14 protein-coding genes and 1 tRNA gene are annotated in these 12991 nt (G+C 39.6%); 6 read left to right on the top strand and 9 right to left on the bottom strand.

All coding sequences use genetic code 11. The annotated features are described in order from the left end of the window. Positions 1 to 5 precede the first annotated feature (5 nt). From pyrH to CLV81_RS08200, 6 genes are all read left to right on the top strand, one after another. Entirely contained in the window at positions 6 to 713 is a 708-nt protein-coding gene (gene pyrH, locus CLV81_RS08225) for a UMP kinase (RefSeq protein ID WP_106144541.1), read from the top strand. A 42-nt stretch (positions 714 to 755) separates the two neighbouring features. Then, on the top strand, positions 756 to 1310 hold the full coding sequence (frr, locus tag CLV81_RS08220) for a ribosome recycling factor (protein WP_106144540.1): 555 nt from the start codon (positions 756 to 758) through the stop codon (positions 1308 to 1310). A gap of 76 nt (positions 1311 to 1386) precedes the next feature. After that, complete coding sequence (locus tag CLV81_RS08215) at positions 1387 to 3786, top strand: efflux RND transporter permease subunit (RefSeq protein WP_106144539.1); 2400 nt, start codon at positions 1387 to 1389, stop codon at positions 3784 to 3786. 83 nt (positions 3787 to 3869) lie between these two features. Beyond that, positions 3870 to 5303, top strand: a complete 1434-nt coding sequence (gene asnS / locus CLV81_RS08210) for an asparagine--tRNA ligase (RefSeq protein WP_106144538.1) — start codon at positions 3870 to 3872, stop codon at positions 5301 to 5303. A 43-nt stretch (positions 5304 to 5346) separates the two neighbouring features. After that, positions 5347 to 6804, top strand: coding sequence for an RNA polymerase factor sigma-54 (gene rpoN / locus CLV81_RS08205; RefSeq protein ID WP_106144537.1), 1458 nt, complete (start codon positions 5347 to 5349; stop codon positions 6802 to 6804). Further along, complete coding sequence (locus tag CLV81_RS08200; RefSeq protein WP_106144536.1) at positions 6804 to 7409, top strand: hypothetical protein; 606 nt, start codon at positions 6804 to 6806, stop codon at positions 7407 to 7409. The genes rpoN and CLV81_RS08200 overlap by 1 nt, the downstream gene beginning before the upstream one ends. On the opposite strand, the gene CLV81_RS08195 is transcribed toward CLV81_RS08200, so the two are convergent. The 9 genes from CLV81_RS08195 to CLV81_RS08155 form a co-directional block, all read right to left on the bottom strand. After that, entirely contained in the window at positions 7404 to 8111 is a 708-nt protein-coding gene (locus CLV81_RS08195) for a porin family protein (RefSeq protein WP_245911961.1), read from the bottom strand. The genes CLV81_RS08200 and CLV81_RS08195 overlap by 6 nt on opposite strands. Positions 8112 to 8176: 65 nt before the next feature. Beyond that, on the bottom strand, positions 8177 to 8647 hold the full coding sequence (locus CLV81_RS08190; RefSeq protein WP_106144534.1) for an ExbD/TolR family protein: 471 nt from the start codon (positions 8645 to 8647) through the stop codon (positions 8177 to 8179). 5 nt (positions 8648 to 8652) lie between these two features. Beyond that, positions 8653 to 9261: an ExbD/TolR family protein gene (locus CLV81_RS08185; RefSeq protein ID WP_106144533.1), complete on the bottom strand. Its 609-nt coding sequence runs from the start codon at positions 9259 to 9261 to the stop codon at positions 8653 to 8655. Between the two features lie 158 nt (positions 9262 to 9419). Further along, positions 9420 to 9902: an ExbD/TolR family protein gene (locus CLV81_RS08180; protein WP_106144532.1), complete on the bottom strand. Its 483-nt coding sequence runs from the start codon at positions 9900 to 9902 to the stop codon at positions 9420 to 9422. Between the two features lie 13 nt (positions 9903 to 9915). Further along, positions 9916 to 10521, bottom strand: coding sequence for an ExbD/TolR family protein (locus CLV81_RS08175; RefSeq protein ID WP_106144531.1), 606 nt, complete (start codon positions 10519 to 10521; stop codon positions 9916 to 9918). 12 nt (positions 10522 to 10533) lie between these two features. Further along, positions 10534 to 10971, bottom strand: coding sequence for a hypothetical protein (locus CLV81_RS08170; protein WP_106144530.1), 438 nt, complete (start codon positions 10969 to 10971; stop codon positions 10534 to 10536). Positions 10972 to 10998: 27 nt separating this feature from the next. Beyond that, entirely contained in the window at positions 10999 to 11727 is a 729-nt protein-coding gene (locus CLV81_RS08165; protein ID WP_106144529.1) for a MotA/TolQ/ExbB proton channel family protein, read from the bottom strand. Positions 11728 to 11804: 77 nt separating this feature from the next. Next, positions 11805 to 11892 (bottom strand) — tRNA-Ser (locus CLV81_RS08160). A gap of 61 nt (positions 11893 to 11953) precedes the next feature. Next, a complete protein-coding gene (locus CLV81_RS08155; RefSeq protein ID WP_106144528.1) occupies positions 11954 to 12991 on the bottom strand; it encodes an asparaginase in 1038 nt (345 codons plus the stop codon).

Genomic DNA, 12991 nt, shown 5'->3' with positions numbered 1-12991 from the left:
CCTACATGCAATACAAAAGAATTCTTTTAAAACTCAGTGGAGAAGCCTTAATGGGTGAACAACAATATGGAATTGATGGAAAACGTTTGGCGGAGTACGCTGAAGATATCAAGGCTGTAGTTGAAAAAGGTATTGAAGTAGCCATCGTCATTGGTGGGGGAAACATATTCAGAGGTCTTTCAGGGGCCAGTCAAGGCATGGATCGTGTTCAAGGTGACCACATGGGTATGTTGGCAACCGTTATTAATGGCCTTGCTTTGCAGAGCGCTTTGGAACAACATGGTGTTGAAACTCGATTGCAGTCCGCCATAAAAATCAATGAGGTTGCCGAACCATTTATTCGAAGAAGGGCCATGCGCCACCTCGAAAAAGGTAGGGTCGTCATTTTTGGTGGAGGAACAGGGAACCCCTATTTTACCACAGATTCAGCTGCGGTTCTTCGAGCTATTGAAATCAAGGCAGATGTAATCTTGAAAGGCACAAGAGTTGACGGTATATACACCTCAGACCCAGAAAAAGATAAGACAGCAACTAAATTTGATAGAATTTCATTTAACGATGTAATTTCCAAAGGGCTGAAGGTAATGGATACCACAGCCTTTACATTGAGTCAGGAAAATGAGCTCCCTATTGTGGTTTTTGATATGAACACAAGGGGAAATCTCATGAAAATAGTTCAAGGAGAGAGCATAGGCACAGTTGTCAATATATAATTTGGCAGAGCTTTTGCGACCAAACCTTAAAAATGTAAGTGTATGAACGAAGAAGTAACCTTTATACTTGACGCTGCCAAAGAGAGCATGGATGGAAGCATCTCCCACTTGGAAAAAGCTTTGGTCAAAATACGTGCTGGGAAAGCTAGTCCTGTTATGTTATCAACTGTAATGGTGGAATACTACGGCTCTCCTACCCCTCTTTCCCAAGTATCCAACATCAACACTCCAGATGCCAGAACGATATCAGTTCAACCTTGGGAAAAAAGTATTTTAGGGGATATTGAGACAGCTATTATGAATGCCAACCTAGGCTTTAATCCTATGAACAATGGGGAAATGGTAATTATTAATGTGCCACCTCTTACGGAAGAGCGCAGGATACAGTTGGTAAAGCAAGCCAAGGGTGAAGCCGAAGACGCTAAGGTCAGCATAAGGAACGCCAGACAGGAAGCAAACAAAGAGTTGAAGAGGCTTGAGATTTCCGAGGATCTTAAAAGCAATGCAGAAGTTGATGTTCAAGAATTGACCGATTCCTACATCAAAAAAGTGGATGCCACCCTTACTGTAAAGGAGGCAGAAATCATGAAGGTCTGATTCAATTGTTTTTACACCGTTCATCTCTTAGGAGTACAGCCAATCATTTTCTAACTTTGCCCCCAACAGAACACGTATGGTAGCAAAGCTAACCCAAGGTTTCTGGCCTGCCGTGGCCCGAATAATATTAAGAAACCGGATTCTTATACTTCTTCTTGTTGTGGCCGCGACAGTTTTTTTGGCTTTACAATGGAAAAACATCCAATTATCAAATACCGAGGTCAATATTCTTCCAGACGACCATGAAGCCACCATTAACTACAATATTTTTACCAACCTTTTTGGAGAGGAGGGGAATGCTATAGTTTTTGCTGTCAGAAATCCTAAACTGTTCGAGCCTGAAAATTTTAACCGTTGGAATAAGTTCAGCAAGCAGCTTGACGCTTTTCCCGAAGTTGATTTTGTGGTTTCTACCGATAATCTTCAGGTATTGGTCAAGGACAATGAAAAACAAGAATTTGTCATTGAAGATTATATAAAGGAAAACCCTACTTCTTTGGAAGAGGTGAATCAGTTGAAGGATTATCTTTTAAATGAACTTCCTTTTTACAATGGGTTGATATACAATCCTGAAAGCGAGACCATCCAAACCATTGCCTATTTGGATAAAGACATTGTAAACACATCTGTCCGGAATGAGTTTATTCTAAACGACCTGAGGGATTTGGTAAGGAATTTTGAAGCTGAGACAAATCTGGATATGCATGTTTCTGGTATGCCCTACATACGTACTTGGAATACCAAATCCATCGTGGATGAGATAGGCATTTTCATCGTTGCGGCCCTTCTGGTCACCTCATTGATTTTCTTTTTCTTCTTTAGGAGTTTTCGTGCCACATTTATTTCAATGTGTGTTGTTATCATTGGGGTAATGTGGGCCTTTGGTATCTTGGGATTACTTCAGTATGAAATTACTATACTTACAGCGCTGATTCCGCCATTGATAATTGTTATTGGAATCCCCAACTGTATTTTCCTAATAAACAAATATCAGCAAGAGGTAAAAAAACATGGAAATCAAGCACTTTCCCTACAACGGGTAATTTCCAAAATAGGAAATGCAACTTTGATGACCAATATTACCACTGCTTCCGGTTTTGCCACCTTCATCATTCTGGATAGTGACCTCCTCAAAGAGTTCGGTATTGTGGCCTCAATAAATATTGTTGGGATTTTTGTGCTATCCCTTTTAATTATACCCATCATATACAGTTTCATGGCCTTGCCCAAGACAAAGCACTTGAGACATCTCAACAAAAGGTGGATAGATTTCTTCGTGAACTGGATGGAGCGTATGGTTCGTGACCATAGAATTGGGGTATACATTTCCTCAGTGGCCATTTTGGTGTTGAGCATCATCGGTATTTATCAAATTGAGATTACAGGAAGTCGAATCGAAGATTTACCCAAGAACACACATTATTTTAAGGACATTCGATTTTTTGAAGAGGAGTTCGACGGAATAATGCCCATGGAAATCGTAGTGGATACCAAACGAAAAAATGGTGCGTTTAGACCCGCCACCCTACGGCGTATGAATCAACTGGGGGAAGTTATTGAGGAAACACCAGAGTTGTCCCGCCCAGTTTCGGTAGTAGATTTGGTGAAGTATTCCAAACAAGCATTTTACAACGGCATCCCAAAATACTATCAACTACCTACATCACAGGAGAATACCTTCATAATGGACATGGTAAGGAAGTCTTCCGCAGATGGCGACTTACTGGAAAGCTTTATGGACAGCACGGGACAAACCGCTCGCCTTACCACATTTCTGCGGGATGTGAAAATCGACCGGATGGAAGAGATTGAGATGGATGTACAAAAAGCAATTACCAAATTCTTCCCGCAAGAACGGTATAATGTTTTCATGACCGGAAAAGCTTTGCTCTTCCTTAAAGGAACTCGGTACTTAGTCAAAAACCTATTGATTTCGCTGGCCTTGGCTATTGGACTCATTTCCTTATTCATGGCCTATCTATTTCGCTCTTTTCGGATGATAATCATTTCACTGGTACCAAACCTACTTCCCTTGGTCATCACCGCGGGCCTCATGGGATATTTGGGCATACCTATTAAACCTTCAACCATTCTGGTCTTTAGTATTGCATTTGGTATTTCGGTGGATGATACAATACACTTCTTGGCCAAATACAGACAGGAACTTACCACCCATAGATGGCACATAAAAAAATCAGTTTATGCCGCTTTACGTGAGACCGGAGTGAGTATGTTCTACACCTCTATAGTGCTATTTTTTGGTTTTTCCGTGTTTATCATTTCAGATTTTGGAGGCACCAAAGCGCTTGGAGGATTGGTCTCTGCAACCCTTCTCTTTGCCATGTTGGCCAACTTGATTTTGTTACCATCTCTGTTACTTTCGTTGGAAAGGAGTATTGCCAACAAACAAGTACTTAAAAAACCTCAAATTGATATTTTACCCAAGGAAGAGATAAAGGATACCGAAGACAAATAGATATTTCGTCATAAAACCTAGGTGTATAGTCCTCTTTTTTGACCAAAAAACTATCTTTACGGCTTAATTTCAGTGAAGCCAAAATGATATCACATTCCATAAAATCATTGCTTGAAAAACAGCCAATTGGAGATACCGTTCAAATAGAAGGTTGGGTAAGAGCCTTTAGAAGCAACAGATTTATTGCTTTAAATGATGGTTCTGTAATTCATAACCTTCAGTGTGTCATTGATTTTGAAAATTTTGATGAATCCGTCATCAAACTTATCACGGTTGGTTCAGCTTTAAGAATAAAAGGCAAACTTGTGGAAAGTCAAGGGAAAGGTCAAAGCCTGGAAATCCAGGTGGAAGACGTTTTTGTTCATGGCACGGCTGACCCGGATACTTATCCTATTCAGCCCAAAAAACACTCCTTTGAATTTCTACGGGAAAAAGCCCATTTAAGGGTTCGTACCAATACGTTTTCTGCGGTAATGCGTGTCCGTTCAGCCCTTTCTTACGCGATTCACAGTTATTTTCAACAGAACGGGTTTTTCTACATGCATACACCCATCGTTACAGGTTCGGATGCCGAGGGAGCAGGGGAAATGTTCCGTGTAAGCACTTTGGATGCCAAAAATCCTCCGTTGACAAATGAGGGTGAGGTGAAATACGAAGATGACTTTTTTGGCAAGGAGACCAACCTTACTGTCTCGGGTCAGTTAGAAGCTGAGACCTATGCAATGGGACTTGGAAAAGTATACACCTTTGGGCCTACGTTTAGGGCAGAAAACTCGAATACTTCAAGGCATCTTGCAGAGTTTTGGATGATTGAACCTGAAATGGCCTTTTATGAACTGGATGCCAACATGGACTTGGCCGAAGATTTTATTAAATATACTATCCAGTATGTGTTGGATCATTGCATGGATGATTTGACCTTTCTCGAAAAGCGACTCTTGGATGAGGAAAAAACCAAACCGCAAAACGAGCGTAGCGAAATGGCCCTTATTGAGAAGTTACGATTTGTTGTGGACAACAACTTTAAAAGGGTTACCTATACCGAGGCGATTGAAATTTTGAGGAACAGTAAACCCAATAAAAAGAAAAAGTTTCAATTCCCAATCAACGAATGGGGAGCTGACCTTCAAAGTGAACACGAACGCTTTTTGGTAGAGAAACATTTTAAGTGTCCTGTTATTTTGTTTGATTATCCAGCCAAAATAAAGGCATTCTATATGCGATTGAACGAAGATGGCAAGACTGTAAGGGCTATGGATGTTCTTTTTCCCGGAATTGGAGAGATTGTTGGAGGTTCTCAACGTGAAGAACGTCTAGAAGTGTTACAACAAAAAATTGAAGAACTGGGAATTGACGAAAAAGAGCTTTGGTGGTATCTGGACTTAAGACGCTTTGGCACGGCAGTCCATAGCGGTTTCGGACTTGGTTTTGAACGTTTGGTGCTTTTCGCTACGGGTATGGGCAATATTCGAGATGTGATTCCCTATCCCAGAACACCTCAAAACGCAGAATTTTAATTCGATTGCTTAAATTTATAGGAAAAGGAAGAGTAATAGTTCCATGTTAAAACAGCATCTTCAGTTTAAGCTTTCCCAGAAGCTGTCTCCCCAGCAAATCCAGTTGATGAAGCTGATTCAATTGCCTACGCAGGCATTTGAACAACGTCTAAAACAAGAATTGGAAGAGAACCCTGCGCTTGAAAGTGGTAAAGCAGAGAACGATTCCTTGGATGACGGGTTTGACAATACCTATGAAGAATCTGGAGATAGTGAATCCATTGCGACGGATGACATCAATATTGATGACTATTTGAGCGATGACGAGGTTCCTGACTATCGCACTCAAGTGAGCAACTACAGTGCTGATGATGATGAAAAGAGCATCCCTTACGCTTCCGGAATTTCTTTCAACCAATACTTGCTCAATCAGTTAAATACAGTGCATTTGGATGATCAAGAATGGTCCATAGCCGAGTTTCTGGTGGGAAGCATTGATGAGAGTGGATATATTCGTCGTCCTCTTAGTGATATTATGGACGATTTAGCATTCACCCAAAACATTTATACTGAAGAAGATAAAATTGAAGAAGTCCTCAAAATAGTTCAGCAGCTAGACCCTCCCGGGGTAGCTGCCAGATCTTTGGATGAATGCCTTATCCTTCAACTTAAACGAAAAGAAAATACTGACTCAAATGAACTGGCTATTGATATTTTGGAAAGGTCTTTTGAGCAGTTCACCAAAAAACACTACGCTAAACTTCTTCAAAAACATCAGGTGGATGAAGAAGCTTTGAAGGATGCCATTTCAGAAATTGAAAGGCTAAATCCCAAACCCGGAGGTTCTTATGCGGGCAGTACACGAATCATTGAGCACATTGTCCCAGATTTTTCCATAAGAATCGTAGATGGTGAGCTGGAACTAAGCCTAAATGGCAGAAACGCTCCGGAACTTCATGTATCCAGAGAGTACAGCAATATGCTGGAAGGTTATAAGAGTGCTAAGGAAAAGTCTAAAGCACAGAAGGATACCGTGATGTTCATCAAACAAAAACTGGATGCCGCCAAATGGTTCATTGATGCCATAAAACAGCGTCAACAAACCCTGTTTGTGACCATGAGCACCATAATGAACTACCAAAAGGAATACTTTATAACTGGAGACGAACGTAAACTTCGTCCCATGATTTTAAAGGATATTGCCGACCAAATTGGGATGGACGTCTCCACAGTTTCGAGGGTGGCCAATAGTAAGTACGTGGATACCCCCTACGGCACCAAACTCATTAAGGAGTTTTTCTCTGAGGCCATGAAAAATGAACAAGGGGAGGACGTATCTACACGAGAAATCAAAAAGATATTGGAAACGGTAATTGGTGATGAAGAGAAGAAAAAGCCTTTGACCGACGATAAATTAGCCAAAATCCTGAAGGAGCGAGGCTATCCCATTGCCAGGAGAACCGTGGCAAAATACAGGGAGCAATTGGGCATCCCGGTGGCCAGGCTCAGAAAACAAATCTGATGCGCCATTTCCTGAACATTGTTTCCTATGTTTTTCACCCTTTGTTTGTTCCAATTGGTGGAACGCTCATCTATTTTTTGATTACCCCAAAATACACTTCGTTAGAAATTCAAAGTGGCAATATTTTGCCCATTTTTATTCTTACGGTTATTATTCCAATTATCTTTTTTTTGATTCTTAAGAATTTGGGAATCATCAATTCCATCTTTCTGCCTACCCTCAAAGAACGAAAGTACCCTTTGTACATCAATGCGATCATCATTTTCATGATCCTGTACAAAGTGATTCCCAACAACTATGTGCCTGAGCTTTTCTATTTCTTTTTAGGTCTGCTTATGGCCATAGGGGCAACATTGATTTTACTATTTCTGCGGATCAAGACCAGTATTCATCTCCTGGGAATGGGAAGTATCCTAATGTTCATGATTGGTTTGAGTATTCACTTCGAAATAAATATAACCTTGGCCATTAGTTTGTTTACCCTACTTACTGGCCTAGTGGCCACTTCAAGACTGTACTTGAACGCTCACAGTAAAATGGAGCTCTTAATCGGTTTTTTTATAGGTGTTTTATCCCAGATGTTAATTCTGAAGTACTGGCTATAGTATATAAAAAATAATCCCTATTCTAAACACTCTGGTATCTATGGATTCGCCATTGTCCAAAACCACTCCATCGTTTAAAAGTGGATTCAGACTATAGTAAGAGTGAATATTGAAGGTATTATAACCAAAACTCAACGTAAGCCCATATTGAAAGTCCCTTATATCACTATTTGAAAAGCGAATTGTATCATCTGTTATATTCAATGAATTCTCAGTTTCCAAAACCAATTTGGAACTTCCTGCAAAAATGTATGCAAATCGCAGACCGCCATAAATTCTCCAAAACTTATACTCCGTGGCCGTTGAAGTTCGCCATCTAATTTCTAAGGGCATTTCTATAGCATGGGTCTCCAATTTATTTCGTCTAAAATCATCCGAATCCAAAATGGAATACGCTATCTCTCCGCCGGAATTGTCTGCTCTAATATTACTGAAGTACGAATTGGTGGCATAACCCAATCCAAGGCCCAAGCCAAAATTCCTCGCCTTATTTATAGGTATATCCTTGATAAAGCCCAACTGAAGATTATAAGACAGGCTATTTTGAACAACACCAGTTGGCCTTTCCGTTAAGAAGTTAATTCCTGTCCCAATATAGAATTGGTCTTCAAAATATCTACTAATCTCACTACTGTTTTCCTGTTGAGAATTTCCAGCAAACTGGCATAATATAAACAAGAGTACCCAAAGATTATATTTCATGTATGTCATAAATAAAGACAACCCAAAATACACATTTGGATTGTCTTCGTCTAAATCTTTTAAAACTAATCTAACACTGAAGTGTAATTACCTTGAATCGCAGCATAATTTATCTTTAGAAGATTGACATCCTGCAACTCTTTTTTAATATCTGAAACCAAACCAACGTGTACATTCTCATCAATTTTTAATGAAACCGTGACCAAATTTCTAATTCCCTCAGGTTTTTTCGCCAATTCAGACAATACGTATGTTCGTACATCCTCAATATTGAACAGTTTTTTATTCAATTGTATTTTTGGTTCGGTGCCTAAAACATTGCTATACTTAGCTGTCGGCTTACCTACGAATATCTCTATGATTCGGTCTTTTTTATCCAGTTCCGATAGTTCGGTAGCCTCAGGAAGCTTATTCTCCACTAACATTTCAGTGTCCTTAATAGTGGTTACCGTCATAAAAAAGAACAATAACATGAAGACAATATCGGGAAGTGATGCTGTGGATACGGACGGTATTCTTTTTTTTGTCTTTCTCATCTTACCTATGATTTAAAAATCAATTCACTTTCTGAAATCTGCATGGGATACATTTCCCTAATGGTCTTAATTCGCTCCTTTAATATTTCTCTCATCTCTTGCGTGGTTTCCGGTTTTGCATATTCCTCTTCCAAGCTTTTAAAATCCATCCCATATAACCTGCTGGATTCACGACTTCTAAGAATGCGGTAAGCTTTTGTGAACTTATCCTGAACCTCAACATATTTGCCGTAAAGTGCTTTTCGATCACTTTTAAAAGAGATTACAGCGTCTGACGGGCTATCGGACAAGTCCTTGGATTTTGACCCCATACAATAATCACATTTTCCGGTTTCCCCACCATTATCCAAAAAGTTGACGACTTCTTCCTCCAAATTCTCTATCTGAAGTAGTTCTCCTTCTACCATCAACTGGTTTTCTTTGTTCAAAACCACCCTGAAAACATTACGTTCATTAATATCGATAAGGGTTTCATTTTGTTTTTGAGGAAGTTTACGAATCAGTCCTTTGTCATTTTGGACTGTTGTTGCCACTAAGAAGAAAATAAGCAATAAAAAGGCAATATCCGCCATTGACCCCGAATTGATTTCAGGGACTTCTCTGTTTCTACCCATAATACAAAGTTTTGATGAATCTGTTGATTCTGTTAGTACCTAGCAGACCTCAAGAACCATTCCAAAACCTTTGCACCCATCTGAACAATAGAATATTACAAAACAAAAAACGCTCCGGAATATTTCCGGAGCGTTTTTCACTAAATCTAAGTTATTGCCTATTGTAGATTGTTGAAAGCGTTTCCTTCGTAAGTAGTGTAATTTACTTTTAAGGCGTTTACTTTTCTCAATTCTTGTTTGATATCGGCAATTAGTCCCATATTAGCATTTTTGTCCACCTTTAATGCCGTGGTCAAAACATTTTGAAGTTCTTGAGGCTTCTTAGCTCTTTCCGCCAGAATATATGACCCTACTTCGTCAATACTGGCAAACTTATCATTAAGCTGTATTTTAGGCTCCGTACCAAAAACTTTCTGATATTCCCTAGTAGGCTTACCCACGTAGATGTAGATAACCCTGTCCTTTTTCTCCAACTTTTTTATCTCAGAGGCATTGGGAAGCGTATTCTCCACCAACAAAGAACTGTCTTTCATAGTTGTTACCGTCATAAAGAAAAACAACAACATGAAAACAATATCAGGCAACGACGCAGTAGAAACCGCTGGTAAATCACCATCTTTCTTTTTTGCAAATTTTGCCATAATCTAAATACTATTAATTACTTGTTGTTTCTGCTTCGGATAATTTTTGAGGGAACATATCCTGAACTCTTTTCACCTTATCCTTCAAATCATCCCTAATACTGGATGGTGTTTCTGGATTGAGGTATTCAGATTCCATATCCGTAAAGTCCCTATTATAAAGACGCTGAGCTTCTCTATTTCTTAAATCATTATAGGCGCCAACCAGTTCGTTTTGCACTGTGATATAAGTGCTATACTTGGTTTCCCTGTCATTTTTAAGAGAAATAATAGCTTTACTGGGATTGTCTGAGGAAGAAACATCTCTTCTTCCCTTACAATAGTTACAGCTTCCATCAGCTCCATTTTCCAAAAATGCTATTGCAGCCTCCCGTAAATCTTTCAAATCCATCAATTGGTCTTCGACCAATAATTGACCGTTCTTATTGATATTTACGGTGAATATGTTCTTCTGTCTGATAATTACATCTGTATCAGGCGGTTCAATAGGCGGCAACATACGATCCAAACCTGCATCTGTTTCAATGGTAGTGGTTACCAAGAAAAAGATAAGCAGAAGGAAGGCGATATCCGCCATTGACCCGGCATTTACTTCCGGTGCACCTTTTCTTCTAGGCATAATCTCCCTTTTTTACTTAACAAATAATTTCTTCAGTCCAGGGAAAACCATAAGAACTACTGCAACCGCAGAAAGGATGAAGAAAACGTTCAACCCCATTCCAACATTCTTTACAGTGCCCTCTGTAGTTTCCACACCTCTTTGCGCCATAGTCTCAACAACGGCTGCATTATCAGAGGATAAACCATAGGATATTGCTACAATAATAGCTAATCCACCTATGGCGAACAGAGCCTTTTTGATACTTCCCTTGGTAGTAAACAGTTTTTTCAATCCGAAAACGATAGCTGATACTGCAGCAACCAACAAAAGTATATACATAATAATGAACATAAAGTTCATCGAGCCACTATTAATGGCATCTGGATCATCACCAGAAGGTAGCGAGAACCAAAGCACGGCCGCTAACAATCCGATGGCTATAAGAGCTATTTTAATTACTTTATTCATGATTCTCGATAGATTTTAAATTCGTAATTATTTCTTGTGAGCCGCCAACATATCAATCAAGGATATGGAGGAGTCTTCCATGTCATTTACGATACTATCGATTTTTGCAATAATGTAATTGTAGAAAATTTGAAGAATAATCGCCGTAATCAAACCGAATACAGTTGTCAAAAGTGCAACCTGGATATCTCCCGCAATCAAAGAGGCACTCAAGTTACCAACCGCAGCAATTTTCTGGAAGGCTGCAATCATACCGATTACCGTACCCATGAATCCAAGCATCGGAGCAATAGCGATGAATAGGGATAACCAAGAAACGTTCTTCTCCAATTGTCCCATTTGCACACCACCGTAAGCTACAACAGCTTTTTCTGCGGATTCCAATCCTTCTCCAGCTCTATCCAAACCTTGGTAGAAGATTGAAGCAACGGGGCCTTTTGTATTTCTGCATACTTCTTTTGCAGCTTCAACTCCTCCAGAAGCCAAAGCATCTTCAACTTGTTGCTTCAGTTTGGCTGAATTGGTGCTTGCCAAATTCAAATAGATGATTCTTTCAATGGCAACGGCCAATCCCAAAATCAAACAAAGAAGTACAATTCCCATAAAGGCTGGACCACCCTGAATGAACTGTTCTTTTAGTACTTGGGTAAAGCCTTTGCTGGCTTCAGCGTTCTCTTGCAACATTGCAGCAGATGCTGACGTAGTTCCCAAAACAAACATTCCGGCAGTAGCCAGAGTAAAGGATATTTTTTTCATTTTGTTCAAACTTAAATTTAGTTAGTTAATAATGTTAAAGATATAAAAATTTTATAATTGAAAAAGCAATTACGTAGCAGAGAGGAAGGGATTCGAACCCTCGATACACTTTTGGTGTATACACACTTTCCAGGCGTGCGCCTTCGACCACTCGGCCACCTCTCTAATTTTCAATAATGAGCCGACCAATAAACGAAAAAATAATTATTTAAGGAAATTTGAGGCGTTAATTTTGACGCATCTCGCCCCTCAGTGAAGTTTCGAAAAATTCCTTGAATCTACCTTTGGTATCGGGCCTTCCCAGAAGGTACATGGCCTTTGTTATGGCGGCTTCTGTAGTAATGTCCTTACCATTAATCATTTGCATGTCCCGAAGTCTTGCACTTGTCTCATATTGACCCATCACTACACTACCCCCTGAGCATTGTGTTACATTGATAATATGCAAACCTCCAGCAATAGCATTTTCCATAGCTTTCAAAAACCACTCATCGGTTGGGGCATTTCCAGCTCCATAGGTTTCCAATATTAGAGCTTTAAGTCCTTTGGCGTTAAGAATTGCATCCAATACAGAGCTGTTGATTCCTGGAAACAGTTTTAAAACGGCCACATTGTTATCCATGTTCATGTGCACCTTAAAAGGTTCATCGATTTTTTTATGATGAAAAAGACCTGAATGGTTTACTTTTAGATGTACACCTGATTCAACCAGAGCTGGGTAGTTCAAAGAGGCAAATGCTTGGAAATGTTCTGCATTGATTTTTGTAGTACGATTGCCCCTATATAGTTTATATTCAAAATATAGCCCTACCTCCTGCACCACTGGCTTGCCATTTTCACATAAAGCGGCAATCTGAATTGAAGTGATCAAGTTCTCCTTTGCATCCGTTCTTAAATCACCAATGGGTAGCTGAGAACCCGTAAAGATGACCGGTTTGATCAAATTCTCCAACATGAAACTTAGCGCAGATGCCGAATAGCCCATGGTATCACTTCCATGCAATACCACAAAGCCGTCAAATTGTTCGTAATGGTCTTCAATGATTTTGGCAATAGTAATCCAGTGCTTTGGATTCATATTGGATGAATCTATGGGCTGCTCAAATGAAATCCCTTTTAGTTCACAATCCAAATGATTCAATTCTGGAAGGTTTTTTATCAATTCATTAAAGTTAAAGGCCTTAAGTGCCCCAGTCTTAAAATCCTTGACCATACCAATTGTTCCACCAGTATAAATCAAAAGTATGTTTGTCTTTTTACCCAT

The sequence above is a fragment of the Flagellimonas meridianipacifica genome, assembly GCF_003001695.1.
Taxonomy (GTDB): Bacteria; Bacteroidota; Bacteroidia; order Flavobacteriales; family Flavobacteriaceae; genus Flagellimonas; species Flagellimonas meridianipacifica.
The sequence above is the reverse complement of the archived record's forward strand: the minus strand, read 5'-3'. Positions and strand labels throughout refer to the sequence as shown.

Excerpts from the sequence above, each read along its gene's own strand:
- pyrH (WP_106144541.1), top strand. The coding sequence starts at position 6 with ATGCAATACAAAAGAATTCTTTTAAAACTCAGTGGAGAAGCCTTAATG.
- rpoN (WP_106144537.1), top strand. The coding sequence starts at position 5,347 with ATGTTAAAACAGCATCTTCAGTTTAAGCTTTCCCAGAAGCTGTCTCCC.
- CLV81_RS08195 (WP_245911961.1), bottom strand. The coding sequence starts at position 8,111 with ATGAAATATAATCTTTGGGTACTCTTGTTTATATTATGCCAGTTTGCT.
- CLV81_RS08155 (WP_106144528.1), bottom strand. The coding sequence starts at position 12,991 with ATGGGTAAAAAGACAAACATACTTTTGATTTATACTGGTGGAACAATT.
- CLV81_RS08175 (WP_106144531.1), bottom strand. The coding sequence starts at position 10,521 with ATGCCTAGAAGAAAAGGTGCACCGGAAGTAAATGCCGGGTCAATGGCG.
- CLV81_RS08215 (WP_106144539.1), top strand. The coding sequence starts at position 1,387 with ATGGTAGCAAAGCTAACCCAAGGTTTCTGGCCTGCCGTGGCCCGAATA.
- CLV81_RS08165 (WP_106144529.1), bottom strand. The coding sequence starts at position 11,727 with ATGAAAAAAATATCCTTTACTCTGGCTACTGCCGGAATGTTTGTTTTG.
- CLV81_RS08185 (WP_106144533.1), bottom strand. The coding sequence starts at position 9,261 with ATGGGTAGAAACAGAGAAGTCCCTGAAATCAATTCGGGGTCAATGGCG.
- CLV81_RS08170 (WP_106144530.1), bottom strand. The coding sequence starts at position 10,971 with ATGAATAAAGTAATTAAAATAGCTCTTATAGCCATCGGATTGTTAGCG.
- CLV81_RS08180 (WP_106144532.1), bottom strand. The coding sequence starts at position 9,902 with ATGGCAAAATTTGCAAAAAAGAAAGATGGTGATTTACCAGCGGTTTCT.
- CLV81_RS08200 (WP_106144536.1), top strand. The coding sequence starts at position 6,804 with ATGCGCCATTTCCTGAACATTGTTTCCTATGTTTTTCACCCTTTGTTT.
- asnS (WP_106144538.1), top strand. The coding sequence starts at position 3,870 with ATGATATCACATTCCATAAAATCATTGCTTGAAAAACAGCCAATTGGA.
- frr (WP_106144540.1), top strand. The coding sequence starts at position 756 with ATGAACGAAGAAGTAACCTTTATACTTGACGCTGCCAAAGAGAGCATG.
- CLV81_RS08190 (WP_106144534.1), bottom strand. The coding sequence starts at position 8,647 with ATGAGAAAGACAAAAAAAAGAATACCGTCCGTATCCACAGCATCACTT.